General features: G+C 73.4%; 15 protein-coding genes and 1 riboswitch. Of the genes, 8 read left to right on the plus strand and 7 right to left on the minus strand.

Annotated elements, in window-relative coordinates; genetic code table 11:
- Positions 1-38: 38 nt before the first annotated feature.
- Both J2S66_RS11960 and J2S66_RS11965 read right to left on the minus strand, forming a co-directional pair.
- Positions 39-488, minus strand: coding sequence for a DUF4383 domain-containing protein (locus J2S66_RS11960; RefSeq protein WP_310307020.1), 450 nt, complete (start codon positions 486-488; stop codon positions 39-41).
- A gap of 129 nt (positions 489-617) precedes the next feature.
- Positions 618-773: a hypothetical protein gene (locus J2S66_RS11965; RefSeq protein WP_310307021.1), complete on the minus strand. Its 156-nt coding sequence runs from the start codon at positions 771-773 to the stop codon at positions 618-620.
- Positions 774-1,207: 434 nt separating this feature from the next.
- Here J2S66_RS11965 and J2S66_RS11970 point away from each other — a divergent pair, with 434 nt between their 5' ends.
- The 7 genes from J2S66_RS11970 (at position 1,208) to J2S66_RS12000 (ending at position 11,888) form a co-directional block, all read left to right on the plus strand.
- Entirely contained in the window at positions 1,208-2,908 is a 1,701-nt protein-coding gene (locus J2S66_RS11970) for an RICIN domain-containing protein (protein WP_310307023.1), read from the plus strand.
- Positions 2,909-3,304: 396 nt separating this feature from the next.
- On the plus strand, positions 3,305-6,301 hold the full coding sequence (locus tag J2S66_RS11975; protein WP_310307024.1) for a 3-keto-alpha-glucoside-1,2-lyase-like domain-containing protein: 2,997 nt from the start codon (positions 3,305-3,307) through the stop codon (positions 6,299-6,301).
- Between the two features lie 183 nt (positions 6,302-6,484).
- Positions 6,485-6,562: riboswitch (cobalamin riboswitch) on the plus strand.
- Positions 6,563-6,649: 87 nt separating this feature from the next.
- Positions 6,650-7,669, plus strand: coding sequence for an ABC transporter substrate-binding protein (locus tag J2S66_RS11980; protein WP_310307025.1), 1,020 nt, complete (start codon positions 6,650-6,652; stop codon positions 7,667-7,669).
- Positions 7,666-8,700 carry a FecCD family ABC transporter permease gene (locus tag J2S66_RS11985; protein ID WP_310307026.1) on the plus strand — a complete coding sequence of 345 codons (1,035 nt, stop codon included), beginning with the start codon at positions 7,666-7,668 and terminating at the stop codon, positions 8,698-8,700. The genes J2S66_RS11980 and J2S66_RS11985 overlap by 4 nt, the downstream gene beginning before the upstream one ends.
- On the plus strand, positions 8,700-9,497 hold the full coding sequence (locus J2S66_RS11990; RefSeq protein ID WP_310307027.1) for an ABC transporter ATP-binding protein: 798 nt from the start codon (positions 8,700-8,702) through the stop codon (positions 9,495-9,497). The genes J2S66_RS11985 and J2S66_RS11990 overlap by 1 nt, the downstream gene beginning before the upstream one ends.
- Before the next feature lie 109 nt (positions 9,498-9,606).
- On the plus strand, positions 9,607-10,683 hold the full coding sequence (locus J2S66_RS11995; RefSeq protein ID WP_310307029.1) for a pyridoxal-phosphate dependent enzyme: 1,077 nt from the start codon (positions 9,607-9,609) through the stop codon (positions 10,681-10,683).
- A complete protein-coding gene (locus J2S66_RS12000) occupies positions 10,680-11,888 on the plus strand; it encodes an ATP-grasp domain-containing protein (RefSeq protein ID WP_310307030.1) in 1,209 nt (402 codons plus the stop codon). The genes J2S66_RS11995 and J2S66_RS12000 overlap by 4 nt, the downstream gene beginning before the upstream one ends.
- Before the next feature lie 33 nt (positions 11,889-11,921).
- Here the strand turns inward: J2S66_RS12000 and J2S66_RS12005 are convergent, their stop codons facing one another.
- The 3 genes from J2S66_RS12005 to J2S66_RS12015 form a co-directional block, all read right to left on the minus strand.
- Positions 11,922-13,298 carry a permease prefix domain 1-containing protein gene (locus J2S66_RS12005; RefSeq protein WP_310307031.1) on the minus strand — a complete coding sequence of 459 codons (1,377 nt, stop codon included), beginning with the start codon at positions 13,296-13,298 and terminating at the stop codon, positions 11,922-11,924.
- Positions 13,295-13,669 (minus strand): PadR family transcriptional regulator, encoded by a 375-nt coding sequence (locus J2S66_RS12010; RefSeq protein ID WP_310307032.1) that lies wholly within the window; start codon positions 13,667-13,669, stop codon positions 13,295-13,297. Before J2S66_RS12010 ends, J2S66_RS12005 begins: the two co-directional genes overlap by 4 nt.
- A 325-nt stretch (positions 13,670-13,994) precedes the next feature.
- Complete coding sequence (locus J2S66_RS12015; protein WP_310307033.1) at positions 13,995-15,179, minus strand: PucR family transcriptional regulator; 1,185 nt, start codon at positions 15,177-15,179, stop codon at positions 13,995-13,997.
- A gap of 143 nt (positions 15,180-15,322) precedes the next feature.
- Between J2S66_RS12015 and J2S66_RS12020 the strand changes: the two genes are divergently transcribed.
- Positions 15,323-15,733 carry a hypothetical protein gene (locus tag J2S66_RS12020; protein WP_310307034.1) on the plus strand — a complete coding sequence of 137 codons (411 nt, stop codon included), beginning with the start codon at positions 15,323-15,325 and terminating at the stop codon, positions 15,731-15,733.
- Positions 15,734-15,769: 36 nt separating this feature from the next.
- Here J2S66_RS12020 and J2S66_RS12025 read toward each other — a convergent pair whose 3' ends face one another.
- Together J2S66_RS12025 and J2S66_RS12030 are read right to left on the minus strand one after the other, a co-directional pair.
- Entirely contained in the window at positions 15,770-16,843 is a 1,074-nt protein-coding gene (locus J2S66_RS12025; RefSeq protein ID WP_310307035.1) for an esterase/lipase family protein, read from the minus strand.
- Positions 16,844-16,976: 133 nt separating this feature from the next.
- Entirely contained in the window at positions 16,977-17,615 is a 639-nt protein-coding gene (locus J2S66_RS12030) for a class I SAM-dependent methyltransferase family protein (RefSeq protein ID WP_310307037.1), read from the minus strand.
- Positions 17,616-17,666: the final 51 nt, after the last annotated feature.

The following is a 17,666-nucleotide window of genomic DNA, read 5'->3' on the forward strand; positions in this document are numbered from 1 at the left end:
CCACCGCCGCGGCGGTGGCCCCTCGTGGGAACGGCGTGTCAGGTGCGGGCGCGGGCGGGCAGGTCGCGCTTGCCCAGGGCCATACCCAGACCGATCATGCCGACGCCCAGCACCAGGTGCAGCCAGTTGTCGGCGGCGTTGAGCGGCACGAAGTTCGCCGCGCTGTCGTGGCCGATGAGCAGCCCGTACAGCCACAGCACCAGGTAGACGACGCCGCCGCCCACCAGGTACAGGTAGGCCCCGCGGACCGACCGGGCCAGGGCCAGGCCGGCGACGCCGAAGGCCAGGTGCACGATGTTGTGCAGGATCGAGACCTGGAACAGCCCCATGAGCAGGGCCTCCGAGTGGTGACCCGCGAACTCCATGGTGTCGTAGTTCGTGGTCAGACCCGGGATGAAGCCGGCGATCCCGACCAGCAGGAACACCGCCCCCACGACCGTCGCGGCCAACTGCACCCGTGTGCGCGACGCTTGTTCGATTCTGGACATGTCGTCCTCCACAACCTGAGTGCGTCCTCTTCACGCGCCGCATACCCACACGGGCGGAGGACAAACGACGACCGGCGGACGGCATGTGCCGTCCGCCGGTCATCCGAACAGGTCATCCGTCCGAACAGGTCATCCGAGGGAGCGTGCCTCCGCACCCGCGCCGGGCGTGGGGCCGGAAGTCGGCTGCGGTTGGTCGACCGCGCCGGTGGACTTCGCGGTCCAGTCCGCGCCCAGCCGGGTCCGCCGCGGGTTGGCGACCGCTCGGCCCGTGTCTGTCTCGTGCATCGTGCCCTCCAGGTCAAACTTCGCTCGCACCCGTTGATTGCCCCGAGGAGGGCCGGGTAAACGATGAGGTGCATCACGTCCGCAGCCTCGTCCGACCCTTTCGGGGCGGACTCCGGTTCACAGGCGTGACCGGCGGCACCGGTTTTGTTCACGAGTATGACCGGGCCGCATTGTCCGACGAAGACCGCAGGTCGGCCGATGATCGACTGCGATATCGGTGACCTCGACGTTCGATTCGTTCGACGACGGAAAGCCTACCACCACCCCGGGAACCGGCCGTTGACCACCCCGTTGTGAACCTCCTAACATCCGCCGGGAAACGGTTTCCCGGCGCAATCACATTTATGAACCGCGATCGGGGTGCCCGCCGTTTCCCGGCGCACGCGGAAAAACCGCCGGCACGCCTGCCGGAATCGTTCGGAAGTGGAGCACCCATGAGAACACCGGAGCAGCCCGCCGCCCCGCGCGCCCGACGACCGCGCGGGGCGGTGGTCGTGGCGGTCGCCGCCGCGGGCGCGCTGGCCGCCACGCTCGCCGCGTGGCCGATCGCCACACCCGCCAGCGCCGCGGTCGACGCGGGCACGTACGCGGTGCGGAACGCGGGCAGCGGGTTGTGCCTCGACGCGGCCGGCGCGACCGCCGGCACGCAGCTCCGGCAGCAGGCGTGCGGCGCCGCGGCCGGTCAGCAGTGGACGTTGACGACGGTCGGCGGCGGGTTCCGGCTGACGGCGACCGGCAGCGGGTTGTGCGTGGGCGTGCGGGACGGCTCGACCAGCGCGGGCAAGCCGATCCAGCTGGAGGCGTGCACCGGCGCGGCCGGCCAGACCTGGGCGGTGACCGCGGTCGGCGGCAGCCATCGCCTGGTCGACACCAACGGCGGCAAGTGCGCGAACACCAAGGACAGCTCCAAGGCGGCCGGCGCGGCCGTGCAGACGAACTCCTGCGACAGCGCCGTCACCAAGCAGTGGACGTTCACCCCGGTCACCGGCGGGCCCACCTCGACCACCACCGGCACGACCACGACGACGACCACGACCACGACCACCACGACGGCTCCCCCGTCCTCCACGTTGTACGCGGCGCCGAACGGCGCCGACGGCGCGGCCGGGACGGAGTCGGCGCCGACCACGCTGACCTCCGCCATCGCCCGCATCACCCCCGGCGGGACGATCCACCTGCGCGGCGGGACCTACCGCTTCGCGCAGACCGTCACCATCCCGCAGGGCAACAACGGCACCTCGGGCAACCGCACGGACCTGTTCGCCTACCCGGGCGAGACCCCGGTGCTGAACTTCTCGGCCCAGGCCGAGGACCCGGCCAACCGCGGGCTCGCGGTCAACGGCGACTACTGGCACGTGCGCGGCGTCGTCGTGGAGCGGGCCGGCGACAACGGCATCTTCGTCGGTGGCAGCAACAACGTCTTCGAACGCACCGTGACGCGCTTCAACCGCGACACCGGCCTCCAACTGTCGCGGATGCTGTCCACCACCCCGAAGGAGCGGTGGCCGGCCAACAACCTGATCCTCAGCGCCGAGTCGCACGACAACGCCGACTCGGACGGCGAGGACGCCGACGGCTTCGCCGCGAAGCTCACCTCCGGCCCCGGCAACGTCTTCCGGTACGCCGTGGCGCACAACAACATCGACGACGGCTGGGACCTGTTCACCAAGACCGACACCGGTCCCATCGGCGCGGTGACCATCGAGGACTCGCTGGCCTACGGGAACGGCACCCTCAGCGACGGCTCGCAGGCCGGCAACGGCGACCGCAACGGCTACAAGCTCGGCGGCGAGGACATCGGCGTCAACCACGTCATCCGCCGCAACATCGCCTACGACAACGGCAAGCACGGCTTCACCTACAACCGCAACCTCGGCACGATGACCGTGTCCGACAACGTGTCCGTGGACAACACCGAGCGCAACTTCAACTTCGACGGCGGCTCCTCGGTGTTCCGCGCCAACACCTCGTGCCGCAGCGGCAGCGGCACCAACGACCGCACCCTCGGCGACGTCGACGCCACGAACCAGTTCTGGACCGGCTCCAACGGCTCCCGCTGCGCCTCCTACGGCGGCGCGCTGAACTGGTCGTACGCCTCCGACGGCCGCCTCGTCGTCACCTTCGGCGGGAGGTAGGCGGACCGCACCCCGCGCACCACGACGACGGCGATCGCCGCGGCCACCCGGTCGCGGCGATCGCCGTCGTCGTGGTGCGGTCACGCGGCAGCCGGATCGCGTCCCGCGACACGGGGCCTTTCGCATTCCCACAGCCGGACAGCGGCGTCAAGAGGCCGTTGATCGCAATAGAGACCGTTCACGCGCCAACTTATGCGCGAACTAGACAAAAGTCCGGCCAGAATCGACGAAACTTCTGGACTTGCCGTCACAAGTCCCCTTACCGTTCTCGCACTCCGCCATCCCTGCGACGGAACCACCTCTCCCCGTTTCGACCCGCTACCGCGTGCGGGCCCTGCAACCGTGCGACGACGACGTCGGACACGTGGTCGTCCCTGCCCTCCCAGGAGCATGGATATGAGATGGACAGCGCGCCGGACGCGCGTACCCGCCCTCGGCCTGTTGGCGGCGGCCCTGCTGGTCGGCGGCTCGGGGCTGCCGGCCACCGCCGACCCGACGACCGACGCCGTACCGCCCCAGGAACCCGGCGTGACGCTGCGGGTCTTCGACGTGCAGGTGCCGCTGGACCGGCTCTGCGCCCTCAAGCCCGCCCAGACGCCCAACATCGACAAGCTCATGCCGACCGTCGACTGGAGCACGCCCGAGCAGTTCGGGTTCGCCGACCGGTTCGTGGCGCAGGTCTCCGGCAACGTCAACATCGCCCAGGCCGGGGCCTACACCTTCCGGGTGCTCAGCGACGACGGGTCGCGGCTGTCGATCGACGGCAAGGTGGTCGTCGACCACGACGGCCTGCACGGCCCGGACCCCAAGGACGGCGCGGTCACCCTGACGACCGGCTACCACTCCCTGCTCATCGAGCACTTCGAGCGCGACGGCGGGCAGCAGCTGACGCTCCAGTGGAAACCGCCCGGCGCCGCCGGCTTCTCGCTCGTGCCGAACTCGGCGCTCAGCACGGACAGCGGCGTCGTGCGGGTCACCGCGCCGGGCCGCAAGGACTGCGCGGCGGGTGCCGACTCGCCCGGCGACGGCCTGCCGCTCAACGGCGTGCACCCCGACTACACGCTGACCAACCTGCGCCCCGGCGGTTTCCAGCCGCGCGTCAGCGCGATGGACTGGTTCCCGGACGGCCGCCTGGTCATCGCCACGTGGGACGGCAAGAGCACGAACACCGGTGAGCTGTGGGTGCTCGGCAACGTCACCGGGGCCACCTCGCCCGACCGGGTCACCACCAAGCGGATCGCGGCGAACCTGCGCGAGCCGATGGGTGTGAAGGTGCTCGACGGCAGGATCTACGTGTCGCAGAAGCACCAGCTCACCGAGCTGACCGACACCAACGGCGACGACGTGGTCGACCAGTCCCGCGCGGTGGCGACGTGGCCGTACGGCGGGAACTTCCACGAGTTCGCGTTCGGCCTGCTCTACAAGGACGGGGCGTTCTACCTCAGCCTCTCCGTCGCGATCAACGAGGGCGGCGCGACCACCAACCCGCAGCCCGCCGCCAACCGCGGCACGACGGTGAAGGTCGACCGCGCCACCGGCCAGGTGAGCTACATCGCCGGCGGCCTGCGCACGCCCAACGGCATCGGCTGGGGCCCCGAGGGCGGCATGTTCGTCAACGACAACCAGGGCGGCTACCTGCCCGCGTCGAAGATGGTGCACATCAAGCAGGGCCGGTTCTTCAACCACTACACCAACCCCGCCGGCCCGTTCGACGCGAACCCGGTCACCGCGCCCGTGCTGTGGTTGCCGCAGAACGAGATCGCGAACTCCCCCAGCACGCCGGTGCAGCTCACCCAGGGCACCTACGCCGGGCAGATGGTGTTCGGTGACGTCACCTACGGCGGCCTCCAGCGGGCGTTCCTGGAGAAGGTCGAGGGCGAGTACCAGGGCGCGGTGTTCCGGATGACGCAGGGCCTCGAAGCGGGCGTCAACCGGACCACCCTCGGTCCGGACGGCGCCCTCTACGTCGGCGGCATCGGGGACGGCGGCAACTGGGGCCAGGACGGCAAGCTGCTCCACGGCCTGCAGAAGCTCGCGCCCAACGGCGGCCGCACGTTCGACGTCCTCGCGATGCGCGCCATCGCGGGCGGCTTCGAGGTCGAGTACACCCAGCCGCTGTCCGCGGACACCGCCGCGAACCTCGCGAGCCGCTACCGGGCCCAGCAGTGGCGGTACGCGCCCGCCCCGTCCTACGGCGGCCCCAAGGTCGACCAGGAGAACCTGTCGGTCGCCTCGGCGACGCTGTCGGCGGACGGCCGCAAGGTCACGCTCAAGCTCAACGGCCTCAAGGCCGGCCGGGTGGTGCACCTGCGCTCGCCGCGCCCGTTCTCCTCGAACACCGGCGTGCCGCTGTGGAGCACCGAGGCCTGGTACACGCTCAACAACCTGGTGGGCAGCGCGCCGTCGGCGACCCAGTCGTTCGAGGCGGAGAGCGCGGCCCTGTCCGGCGGCGCGGGCGTCAACACCGACCACACCGGCTACTCCGGCGCGGGCTTCGTCGACGGCTACGGCACGCAGGGCGCGACCACCCGGTTCGCGGTGAACGCCGCGGCGGCGGGCGCGCACACCGTGGGCCTGCGCTACAGCAACGGCCCCAACCCGTCCTCCGGCACCAAGACGATCAGCGTGTACGTCAACAACGTGAAGGTCAGGCAGGTCGCGCTGGCCGACACGGGCAACTGGGACACGTGGGCCACGCACACCGAGTCGTTGACGCTGCGGGCGGGCGCGAACACCATCGCCTACCGGTTCGACAGCGGGGACGTCGGGCACGTCAACCTCGACCACCTGACCGTCACCCCGGCGCAGCGCGTCGTGCTCTACGGCGGTGGCGGCACGGAGAACTGGCGCAACGCCGACGGCAGCGCACCCTCGTGGCCGGTCGCGAACGGGTCGATGGAGGCGCTCGGCGGCGACATCCGCAGCAGGCAGGCGTTCGGCGACTTCAAGCTGCACCTGGAGTTCTGGCTGCCGAACCTGCCGTCGAACGTGACCGGCCAGCAACGCGCCAACAGCGGCGTGTACCTCCAGGACCGCTACGAGCTCCAGATCCTGGACAGCTTCGGCAAGAACCCGCTGGCCGCCGACGACGCGGCGAGCATCTACCTCAAGAGGGCCGCGTCGCCCAACGCGGCCACCGCGCCGCAGACGTGGCAGACCTACGACGTCACGTTCCGGGCGGCCCGCTTCAGCGGTTCGGGCGTGAAGACCGAGAACGCCCGCGTCACCGTGGTGTGGAACGGCGTCACCGTCCACCAGGACTTCGCCATCGACGGCCCGACCGGCAACGGCGCGCCCGAGGGCCCGACCGCCGGTCCGTTCCGGTTGCAGGACCACGGCGACCCGGGCGAGAACGTCCGCTTCCGCAACATCTGGGTCGAACCGCTGGGCTGACCCCCTGCCCGGCGACACCCCTGCCGGCGACACCCCTGCCGACGACGCCCCCGCCGACCGTTCGGCGGGGGCGTCGTCGCACCCCGTCGGGCAGGCCGCCGCGCCCCGAGGGGAGGCGAGCCGGGTCGACGACCTGTGTTAGCTTTCCCCCGCCAGCCGGGTCCGCGTTCGCGGGTCCGGGCGGGGGAACCCGGTGTGAATCCGGGACTGACGCGCAGCGGTGAGGAACGCCCACGACGGGCGGCCCGAGTCCGAGCACCCACTGGCACCCCGTCGGGTCGCCTCCCGCGCGGGGCCACCGCACGATCGGGCTCCGCGACCGGGCCCTCGACGCTGAGGATCTCCGCTGTGCGCCACGCACGACCTGCTCGTCCACCCCTGCTCGCCCTGATCACGGCCTTCGTGCTGTCCGCGTGCGGGAGTCCGCCCGCCGACGCCCCCACCACGCCCGGCCGCACCCTGGACAACTGCGGTCGCACGGTGCGGGTGGCCGAACCGCCGCGGCGCGCGGTGGCGCTGAACCAGGGCAGCGCGGAGATCATGCTGGCCCTGGGCCTGGCGGACCGGATGGTCGGCACCGCCACCTGGACCGACCCCGTCCTGCCGGAGCTGGCCGACGCCAACGCCCGGGTGCCGCGCCTCGCGGAGAACAAGCCGTCGTTCGAGCGGGTGCTGGAGGCCGAACCGGACTTCGTCGCCGCCTCCTTCGAGTCCGTCCTGGGCACCGGCGGCGTCGCCACGCGGGACCAGTTCGAGAAGCTCGGCGTGGCCACCTACCTCTCGCCGACGGACTGCGGCGCCAAGGACAACAGCGGGGACGGCGACGGCGTGCGCGCCACCGCGTTGACGATGGACGACGTCTACCGCGAGATCCGCGACCTGGCGGCGCTGTTCGCCGTCGAGGGACGTGGCGAGGAGCTGGTGGCCGGCCTGCGGCGGCGGCTGGACGCCGCGACCGAGGGGCTGGACGCCTCCGGCGCGAGCGTCCTGTACTGGTTCGCCAACTCCGAGTCGCCCTACCTGGCCGGGTGCTGCGGCGCACCGGGCGTGATCACCGCGGCGCTGGGCGCGCGCAACGTCTTCGACGACACCCGCGAGGAGTGGCCGCAGGTCAACTGGGAGACCGTCGCCGAGCGCGACCCCGCCGTGCTGGTGATCGGCGACCTGACCCGCCGGTCGCAGACCGCGGAGACCGCCGGCGCGAAGATCGCGTTCCTGGAGTCGAACCCGGTCACCTCCCGGATGCGGGCGGTGCGGGAGAAGCGGTACGTCGCGCTGAGCGGGCAGGCGCTGAACCCGACCATGCGCACCGTCGAGGGCGTGGAGCGCGTCGCCGAGGCCCTGCGGCGGTTCGGGCCGCTCGGGTGACGACCGCGCCGACCCGCGCGCGGACCACCGCGGGCGCCGCCTGGTGCGCGGCCGGGCTGGGGCTGCTGGTCGTCTCGATCGCGGTCGCCATCACCATCGGCCCGGCCTCGATCGGGGTGGGCGAGGTGTGGCGCACGGTGTGGGCGCACCTGCGCGGCACCGGACCGGTGCTGCCGCCCATCCGCGACGGCATCGTCTGGCACCTGCGGCTGCCCCGGACCCTGCTGGCCGCGGTGTGCGGCGCCGGGCTCGCGGTGTGCGGCGTGGTGCTCCAGTCGCTGCTGCGCAACCCGCTGGCCGACCCGTTCGTGCTCGGGGTGTCCTCCGGCGCGTCCACCGGGGCGGTGCTCGTGGTGGTGCTGGGCGTGGGCGGCGGCGCGGTCACGCTGTCGGCGGGCGCGTTCGCGGGCGCGGTGGTGTCGTTCGCGCTGGTGCTGGGGCTGAGCCACCTGCTGGGCGGGCAGCTCGACCGCGTGGTGCTGAGCGGTGTCGCGGCGATGCAGCTGTTCTCCGCGCTCACCTCGTTCGTGGTGCTCACCGCCGCGGACGCCGAGACCACCAAGGGGGTGCTGTTCTGGCTGCTCGGGTCGCTGGCCAGCGCCTCGTGGGGCGAGGTCGGCGCCTGCGCCGCGGTGCTCGCGGTGACGCTGGCGGTGTGCCTGGGCCACGGCCGCGCGCTCGACGCGTTCGCGTTCGGCGAGGACGCCGCCGCCGCGCTGGGCGTGCGGGTCCTGCGCACCCGCCTGGTCCTGCTGTGCGCCACCGCGCTGCTCACCGCCGCGCTGGTCAGCTCGACCGGCGCGATCGGCTTCGTCGGCCTGGTCCTGCCGCACGCCGCACGCGCGCTGGTCGGCGCCGGGCACACCCGGTTGCTGCCCGCCTCGGCGCTGGCGGGCGCGGTGTTCCTGGTCTGGGTCGACACGCTGGCCCGCACCGCACTGGACCCGCAGGAGGTGCCGGTCGGCGTGCTCACCTCGTTGATCGGCGTCCCGGCGTTCGTGGTCGTCCTCTACCGCACCCGGAGGCGTTAATGGCGCTGGCGGCCGAGCGCGTGGCCCGCACCGCGGGCGGGCACCTGGTGCTGGACGGCGTGAGCGTGGCGTGCGAGCCGGGCAGCACGCTCGGGCTGCTCGGCCCCAACGGCGCGGGCAAGTCCACCCTGCTGCGCCTGCTCGCCGGTCTCCTGACGCCCGACACGGGCGTGGTCACGCTCGACGGCGAACCGCTGCGCTCCCTGCACCGCCGCGCCGTCGCCCGCCGCGTCGCCGTGGTCGAGCAGCAGGTCGACACCCAGGTCGACCTGAGCGTGCGCGACGTCGTGCGCCTCGGGCGCATCCCGCACCGCCGCGCGTGGTCGGGCGAGTCCGGGGAGGACGCCGCGGCGGTGCGGGACGCGCTGGCCGCCACCGGGCTCGCGGACCGCGCCGACCAGTCCTGGCACACCCTGTCCGGGGGTGAGCGGCAGCGCGTGCAGCTGGCCCGCGCCCTCGCGCAGCGGCCCCGCGAGCTGCTGCTCGACGAGCCGACCAACCACCTCGACGTCGCCCACCAGCTCGACCTGCTCGACCTCGTCCGGTCCCTGCCGGTCACCGGCGTGGTCGCGCTGCACGACCTGAACCTCGCCGCGATGTTCTGCGACCGCCTCGTCGTGCTGCGCGCGGGCCGCGTGGTCGCCGCCGGCACACCGGCCGAGGTGCTCACGGAGGACCTGGTGGCCGACGTCTACGGCGTCCGGACCCGGATCACCGTCGAGGACGGGCACCCCCACGTCAGGTTCCTCGGCCGGACCCGGGAACCGGGGGTCCCGGCGGCACGACTCCCGGGGTAGGCGATCCCGGGGAGCCACCGCCGCGCACCGATCCCGGTGTTCCGGGAACCGGCGGGCCGTCGCCACCGACCACTGGACCGGAACGGTGCAGCACGCGGAAGGGCCGACGATGACCTCGAACCGCACCACCGACGCGGCGACACCGCCGGTCCACGACCACATCACCGACGCCGTCAAGGCGCCGGCGCTCGTCCGCCTCGCCCCGAACGTCGTGCTGATGCGGTTCGAGACGCTGAAGGTCTACGCCGCCGACGGCGCGGTCCGCCACCTCCTCGGCGCCGGCGTGATCCGGCCCGGGCAGACGCTGGTGGACAGCTCCAGCGGCATCTACGCCCTCGCGCTGGCCATGGCCTGCCACCGCCACGGCCTGCGCTGCCGGATCGTCGCCTCCACGACGGTCGACGACACGATCCGCGCCCAGCTGGAGGTCCTGGGCGTCACCGTGGACCAGATGCCGCCGTCGGACGACCTGCGGCTGGACCAGAACCGCCGGGTGGCCCGCGTCCGCGAGCTGCTGGCCCGCGACCCCGACCTGCACTGGATGCGCCAGTACCACGACGACGTGCACCACCTGGGCTACGCCGAGGCCGCCGACCTGCTGCGCGGCGCGTTACCGGGCGAGCAGCTCACGGTGGTGGGGAGCGTGGGGACCGGCGCGTCCACCGGCGGCCTCACCCGGTCGCTGCGGGAGCACGACCCGCGCACCCTGCTGGTGGGCGTGCAGCCGTTCGGCAGCGTCACGTTCGGCAGCGAGCGCTTCACCGACCCCGACGCGATCATCGCGGGCATCGGCAGCGCCATCCACTTCGACAACGTCCACCACGACCTCTACGACCGCGTCCACTGGCTGGACTTCCGGCACGCCATGGCCGCCACCATCGGCCTGCTGCGCGAGCACGCCGTGTTCGCCGGCCTGTCCACCGGCGCCGCGCACCTGGTCGCGCGGTGGGAGGCCGCCCGCCACCCCGACCGCACGCACGTCGTCATCGGCGCCGACACCGGCCACCGCTACACCCAGCGGGTCTTCGCCCGCCACCGCGAGGCGCTCGACCCCGCCGACCTCGCCCCGGTCGAGATCGCCTCGCTCGACGAGCTGACCCCGCCGTGGGCGGCCATCGACTGGGCGCGCCGCCCCCGCGGCCCGCTCGTCCCCACCCAGGAACGCCGGAAGGACCCCGTGCCGTGACCATCGCCCTGCTCGAAGCGCTCACCTTCGGCCTCGGCCGCCTCGCGGACGCCGGCCGGGACGCGGGCCACGACCTGGTCCTGCTGACCGGGGACCGGTCGATCTACACCCACGAGCTGAGCCGGCTCGGACCGGACCGGCTGCGGGTGGTGGACATCGACACCACCGACGTCGCGGCGTGCGAGCGGGCGTTGCGCGACCTGCCCGACCTGGCCGGGTTGATCAGCTCCACCGACACCTGGGCGCTCCCCGGCGCGGAACTCGCCCACCGGCTGGGCCTGCCCGGCCCGTCCCCCGAGGCCGTCCGGACCCTGCGGGACAAGGCGGCCGTGCGGGCGCTGCTGCACGAGCACGGCCTGAGCCGCAGCGGCCCGCTGGACCCGGCGTCGGCCGACGCGTTCCCGCTGGTGCTCAAGGACTCCGCCGGCACGTCGTCCCGGGCGGTGTGGCTGTGCCGCTCCCCCGCCGAGCGCGACACCGCGCTGCGCGAGGCCGCCGGCACCGCGCTCAAGGGCCGGCTGATCGCCGAACCGTACTTCGCGGGCCCGCTCTACAGCGCCGAGACGATCACCTGGCGGGGGCGGACCCGGCTGCTCGGCGTGCTCAGCCGCGTCGTCTCCCCCGAACCCGCGCGCCGAGAGGAGGCCGCGGCGTTCCCCGTCGCCTTCCCCGACGACGACCTTCGCGGGCTGGGGACGTGGATCGACCGGGTCCTCGCGGTCGCCGGGCACGAGCGCGGCTTCGCGCACACCGAGTTCGTCCTCACCACCGACGGCCCCGAGGTGGTCGAGGTCAACGCCCGCATCGGCGGCGCCCTGGTCGGCGAGGCCCTGTGCCGGTCACTGGGCGTGAACGCCTACGCGTCGATGGTCCAGGTCGCCCTGGGCGCGCCACCCGACCTGCTCGACGGCGCGGCCGGCGGTGGTCCCGCGACCGGGTTCGTGCTGGTCTACCCGCGCGAAGCCGGCGTGCTGGAGGGCTGGAGCGGCCTGGACCGCCTCGCCGACCTGCCCGGCGCCCCCGAGTGGTACCCGACCGCGAGCCCCGGTGACGTGCTGGAACACCTCGCCGACCAGCGGTCCTGCACCGGCATCGTGCTCGCCGAGGGCCCCACCGCCGAACTGGCCCTGCACCGCGCCCTGGCCGCCGCGGGCGGGATCGCCCCGGTGGTGTGGGCGGAGGAGCGCGCGGACGTTCCGGCGTGACCCGGACGCCCGGCTCGTCCGCGCACCGCCGGGTCAGAGGTGGTCGAACAGCGGCGGGAAGACCAGCACCACGACCCACGCCCACCCGGCGTACACCGGGAGGTAGCCGGTCTGCCAGCGTTCGAGCGCCGTGAACGGCCGGCGCCGGCGGACCAGGCCCAGCAGCAGCCAGGCCGACCAGGCGAGGTTGGCCAGCAGGATGACGTTCTCCCCGAGCGCCGCCGCCTTGTTGGGCGTGGTGCCGTACTCGCTGATGCGGCCGGTGATCGCCAGCAGCACCAGCACGTCGATGGCCAGCGCGCTGACCACGAGGGCGAGTTGCAGCTTGTCGAACAGGCCGGGCGGGGCCAGCGGGTCGCGGGCCGAGATCGAGTAGAGCAGCAGCCCCAGCACCACGACCAGCAGGAGGTCGAACAGGATCAGCGCCTCGCGTTCGACGTCGATGCCGCCCCGGGTCAGGCCGAACGTGACGAGGAACGCCAGCAGCGCCACGGTGAACAACGGGGTGAACAGCCGCGTGAGCACCGGGGCGATGTTCTCGACGACGCTCTGCTTGGCCTCCACCAGCCACCCGGCCACCACCACCGCGGCCGCCGCGCCGCACGGGAGCACCCACTCCGCGACGACGTGCTCCGGCGACACCCCGATGGCCTGGAACGTCCCGAACAGGAAGCCGACCAGCACGCCGCCGCCGAGGGCGATGAGGACGTAGTAGACGAACAGCTCGCCGGTGAAGCGGACGAAGTCCATGCGCCTGCGGGGCGAGCGCGGGTCGTCGGACGCGTAGGCCAGGCCGACCGCGAACCACAGGGCGATGGGCAGGTGGATGGCGGTGAGGACCACCGACTGCGACTCGTCGGCGAGCGGGTAGGCGTTGGCCGCGACCGCGCCGAGCGCGAACAACGCCACCAGGGCGCCGACCACCGCCTTCGACGCGCCGCGGCGCCACGCCAGGAAGGCCGCCAACCAGGGCAGCGCGAACAGGGCGGCGTTGGTCCCGTAGAACGCGCCGTCCGCCTCGGGGGTGAGGCCGAACAGCTCCGGCGCCTTGACCGAGACCGCCGCGCCCACCGCGCAGCCGACCGCCACGAGCAGGTCGCGCCGCGACGTGGCGCCCTCCGCCGGGTCGTCGGTCCCGCCGGTCAGCACCAGCTGCTTCCACAGCCGTTCCGAGTGCTCCCGGGCGAACTCGCGGGACAGCTCGTCCAGGCTGCCCATGCGCTTGACCGCGACCAGGAACGCCTCGTCGGCGCGCAGACCGGCGTCGACGAGTTCGTCGACGGACCCGCGCAGGTGGTCCTCCAGCTCCTCGACGTCGGGCTGCCGCAGCTCCCTGCGGCGCTCCACGTACCGGCGCCACTGGTCGAACTGGGCCTCCAGCCCCTCCCCGCCATCCGAACCGCTCGTCACGCGCAGCCCCCCGTCGGCATGGCGACCAGCAGCCCGGGGCCGTCCGGGCCGCGCCAGACCTCCTTGAGCGTGTTCACGACCGCGGCCCACTGGCGGCGCTGCTCGGCGAGTTCGGCCAGGCCGCTGTCGGTGACGCGGTAGTACTTGCGCCGCCGCTCACCGGCGACCGACCGCCAGTCGGACTCCACGTGCCCGAGGCGTTCGAGCCGGTGCAGCAACGGGTAGAGCAGCCCCTCGGTCCAGTCCAGCTCGCCCCCGGACAGCTCGTTGATCCGCTTGAGGATGGCGTAGCCGTAGCTGTCCTCCTCGGCCAGGATGCCCAGCACCATCGGCGTCGCCGAGGCGGCCACGAGATCCTTGGCGACTTTCACCGGTTTCCTCCGCACACGTCGAACCCTGGATGTGCGAGGCATAGTAGTGCTAGGTATCAATAGCGGCAAGCACCGGGCACATGGGCCGTGGTCGGGGTGGAAGCGCGAACGGGCGCACCGGAGTGCGCCGCCCTCGGCTGCACTCCGGTGCGATGGCCCGGTTTCCCCTCCCCGGGAAACCGCCCTTCACGGGTTGGCCCCCGTGCGGCCGGTACACCCCCGTTCCGGCCTTGCACCAATGTTCCCCTGCCGTGAAGATGACGACAACGCGCGGATTCGGCCACCTCACGGGCTCCCCCGTTGCCGGATTCCGGCAACGGGAGTGTCACGGTGCCTGCTCGGCGTCCGCGGGCAGGCCGAGCAGCTTCGCGCCGAGGACCGCGACGTGCAGCGAGAGCGCCTGCGACGGGTCGTCCACCGAGTACCCCGTCAACTCCTTGACCCGGTGGAGCCGGTAGGTGACCGTGCGGACGCCGACGTGCAGTTCCCGGGCGCAGGCGGTCGCCACCTGGCCGCAGGCGAAGTAGGCCGACAGCGTGTCGAGCAGTGGCTGCTCACCACCCCGCGCGCCGCGCAGCGGTTCCAGCACGACCGACACCAGGTCGGCCAGCGCGGCGCTGTCGCGCAACAGCACCTGGTACACCAGCAGGTCCTCGGCCCGGTGCTGCCGGCCCGGCAGCTCCAACCGGCCCGCGATGTCCACCGCGTACCTGGCCTGCTCGAACGACCGCACCACGCCCCCCGGCCCCGACTGGGCCCGCCCGACCCCCACCGACCACGCCGCGCCCGCGCCGAGCGCACCGGTCACCTGGCGCACGAACTCGTCGATCACCGCGACCATGGTCCCCGGCACGACGCACACCAGCAGGTCGCTCTTCGTGGTCACCAGGACGTCGCGCGAGTCCAGCCGCAGGTGCAGCGACGCCTCCACCGCCCTGGCCACCTCGCCCCCGTCGACCACCGGTTCCGCCGCCCGCACCACCGCGACCACGTTGCTGCCGGCCAGCCGCAGCCCGAACCGCTCCGCCCGCTCGGCCAACCGCCCCAGGTTGCGCCCGTCGAGCAGGTCGTCCACGAACTCCCGCCGGAACGACTCCTCCTGCCGCACCGACCAGCGCTGCGCCTTCTCGTACCCCTCCGTGACCGCCATCACCGCCGCGTCCGCCGCCCGCAGCACCGCCTCACCCGCCGCCCGCACCGCGTCGGCGTCCCCCGCCCCCCGCACACCGGTCAACAACGGCCACGCCAACCACGTGGCGCTCAAGTGCAGGTCGATCACGCCCCGCAGGGGGATGCCCCGCTCGGCCGCGCGGGAGCCGACGTCGTGGCGCACCCGCAACCTGTCCGCGCCGAACGACTCCCGCGTCGCGCTGACCTCGTCGAGATCCGTGACGTACTCCCCGATCAGGTCCGCCGGAACGCCGTGGGCATCACGGCTCGCCCGCTCCGCGATACCCGCCAACAGGTCCGACCGGTCGTCACGCGCGGAGGTCCGCCTGGTTCGTGCCATGACACCAGTCTCACAGCACTTGCCGGAACCCGGCAATCGAGGGCGTTGGCTTCGGCCCGCGTCGGGCCTGTTCCCCGTCAGCCGTGCCGGTGACCATGAGACCAACCGGCGACGCCGGCCCGCGACCGAGAGGGGGTGCCGACATGCGGTGGTCGCTGTGGCTCGTGCAGATCGGCCTGCTGCTGGGCGTCCCCGGCACCGCGCGGTGGGTGACGGTCGTCCCGGCCGCGCTCGCCACCGGGGCGCTCGCCCTGGGATACGGCGCGCAGCGGCGGCACAGCGCGCGCCTGCTCCGCCTGCGCGGGGACGACCTCGCGCCGGGCGCCACCCGCCCGGTGGAGCGCGGAACGCCCACCGCGTGGGAGGAGTTCGAGCGGCAGCGCTTCCGCGCCATCGCGGAGCGGCTCCAGGACGAGGACCGCGAGTTCGCCGCGCGCATCCGCGCCCTGGACCGGGCCGGGGGCACGACCGCCTTCCTGGCGCGCCTGCTGCCGGGTGGTCCCCGCCGTGCGCGCCCGTCGCCCGGACCGGACGGCGGACCGCCCGACCGGTGACCGGGCCGGGCCCTGTCGGACCGGGGCGAACGCGCCCTACCCGGTCTCGCGCAGCCAGGCGAGCAGCGTCTCGTGGACGCTGTCGTGGCGCTGGAGGTCGAAGTGGTTCAGCCCGCCCAGCCACCGCCGGTCGGCGTCCAGCTCGGGGTGGGCCGCGCTGACCGGGTCGACCAGCAGGTCGCCGATGATGCGGCTGAACGCGCTGTCCTCGGAGCGGGACAGGGTCGCGGACACGAACAGCTGCCGCACGCCGGCCGGCGGCGCCGGGTCCTCCCGGCACTCCGCGTCCCCACCGGCCCACTGGTGCTCGTGCAGGTAGCCCTCCGCCAGGTCCTTGATGCCGTCGCTGCGCAACGCCAGCAGCCAGCACAGCGGAGCGGCCGGCCAGAGCCTTTCGAGCACCGCCGTGGTGCGGGCGACGGCGCGTTCCAGCGGCGCCCCGGCGTGCGGCGTGCCCAGGCATACCAGGCGAGTCACCAGCGACGAGCAGCGCGCCCCCCGTTCGTGGGCCTGGTGCGCGGCGCTGCGCGCCACCAGCCCGCCCATCGAGTGACCGACGAGGACGATGTCGGTGACCTCCACCGGCCACGCCCCGACCAGCTCGTCGAGCAGGTCGACCAGCTCGCGGCCGTTGTCCGACACGTGGCGGCCGGAGTTGTAGCGCAGGTACAGCGGCGTGCACGGGACGGCGGCGGCGAGCCTGCTGCCGAAGTCGGTGCCGGAGCAGCCCTTCTCGGGCTCGTCGGCGTGGAACCAGGAGCGCTCGGTGTCCACGAGCCCGTGCAGGAACACCACCAGGCGTCCCCGGGCGGACGGGTAGGCCGCCGCGAGCGAGGCGGGGTCCAGCCGGACCCGGCGGTGGTCGAGCCGCAGGGACATCGCCGAGGGCAGCGTGTCGCCGCGCGGGGCCACCCGGTCGCCGAAGGCGCCGTTGGCGAACCCGATCACCCGCTGCCCGACCTCGGACTTCACCAGCGCGCCGGGCGGCCACAGCCCCGTCGCGCCCGAGGCGACGGCATCGGGCAGCGCCCGGACCGCGCCCAGCACCGCGCCGAACGCCCGGGACACCAGGTCGACGCCCGGGCCGGGTGACGTGGGAATGAGCACCATGTCGCTGCACCTCGCCCGCTCGGTCGGCACCCACCGTGACGGTCACGGTTCGCGACGAGTACCCGATCGGTGTGCGAACACACGTTCACGTGATGGACCCGGTAGAGCCGCGGGTCGGCGGCGGGACGGTCGCTCAGGGCAGCCGGTCGTACCCGACGAAGGTGAACATGCGCCCGCCCGCGACCAACGGCCCCGGTTCACCGCGGAAGCGGTGCGCGCCGACGCCGAAGCCCGCGTCCGGCCCGGACAGCCAGTGGCGGTCGAAACCGCGCTGCTCGAACCACCCGCAGATCGACGGCACCAGGTCCGGGGTGCCGCGGTGCCGGGTCCAGACCACGGTGCCGCCGGTCGCGCACAACCGGGTGCAGGCGTCGACGGTCCGCTCGACGTCCTCGTCGGTGATGTTGCCGAACACCCCGCAGACCAGCACGAGGTCCGCCGGCGCCAGGTCGAGGTAGTGGTCGGTGGCCGAGGCGTCGGCCGTCACCACCTCCACCCCCACCAGGCCCGCGGCCCGCACCGCCTCCACCGCGATCCCCGCGTTGCGCGGGTCCAGCTCCACCAGGCGCGCGCGGACGTCGTCCCGCCTCGGGTGCCCGGCGAGCACCTCCAGCAGGTCGCGCCCCTGACCGGCGCACAGGCTGATCGCCCGCAGCGGCCCCGGTCGGCTGTCGTCCAAGGCGGCCCGGACCTGCGCCTGCACGGCCCGCAACCGCAGCGCCAACGGCGAACCCGGGCGGTCGTAGTCGTCGTGCCAACCGAGCCAGTCCACGACGCCGACCCTACGGCGACCGGTCGGGCACCGGGAAGCCCTCGCCGACCG

Source organism: Saccharothrix longispora, from assembly GCF_031455225.1.
GTDB classification, from domain to species: domain Bacteria; phylum Actinomycetota; class Actinomycetes; order Mycobacteriales; family Pseudonocardiaceae; genus Actinosynnema; species Actinosynnema longispora.

Coding starts and splice junctions, on each gene's coding strand:
- J2S66_RS11960 (WP_310307020.1), bottom strand. CDS start 488: ATGTCCAGAATCGAACAAGCGTCGCGCACACGGGTGCAGTTGGCCGCG.
- J2S66_RS11965 (WP_310307021.1), bottom strand. CDS start 773: ATGCACGAGACAGACACGGGCCGAGCGGTCGCCAACCCGCGGCGGACC.
- J2S66_RS11970 (WP_310307023.1), top strand. CDS start 1,208: ATGAGAACACCGGAGCAGCCCGCCGCCCCGCGCGCCCGACGACCGCGC.
- J2S66_RS11975 (WP_310307024.1), top strand. CDS start 3,305: ATGAGATGGACAGCGCGCCGGACGCGCGTACCCGCCCTCGGCCTGTTG.
- J2S66_RS11990 (WP_310307027.1), top strand. CDS start 8,700: ATGGCGCTGGCGGCCGAGCGCGTGGCCCGCACCGCGGGCGGGCACCTG.
- J2S66_RS11995 (WP_310307029.1), top strand. CDS start 9,607: ATGACCTCGAACCGCACCACCGACGCGGCGACACCGCCGGTCCACGAC.
- J2S66_RS12015 (WP_310307033.1), bottom strand. CDS start 15,179: ATGGCACGAACCAGGCGGACCTCCGCGCGTGACGACCGGTCGGACCTG.
- J2S66_RS12020 (WP_310307034.1), top strand. CDS start 15,323: ATGCGGTGGTCGCTGTGGCTCGTGCAGATCGGCCTGCTGCTGGGCGTC.
- J2S66_RS12025 (WP_310307035.1), bottom strand. CDS start 16,843: ATGGTGCTCATTCCCACGTCACCCGGCCCGGGCGTCGACCTGGTGTCC.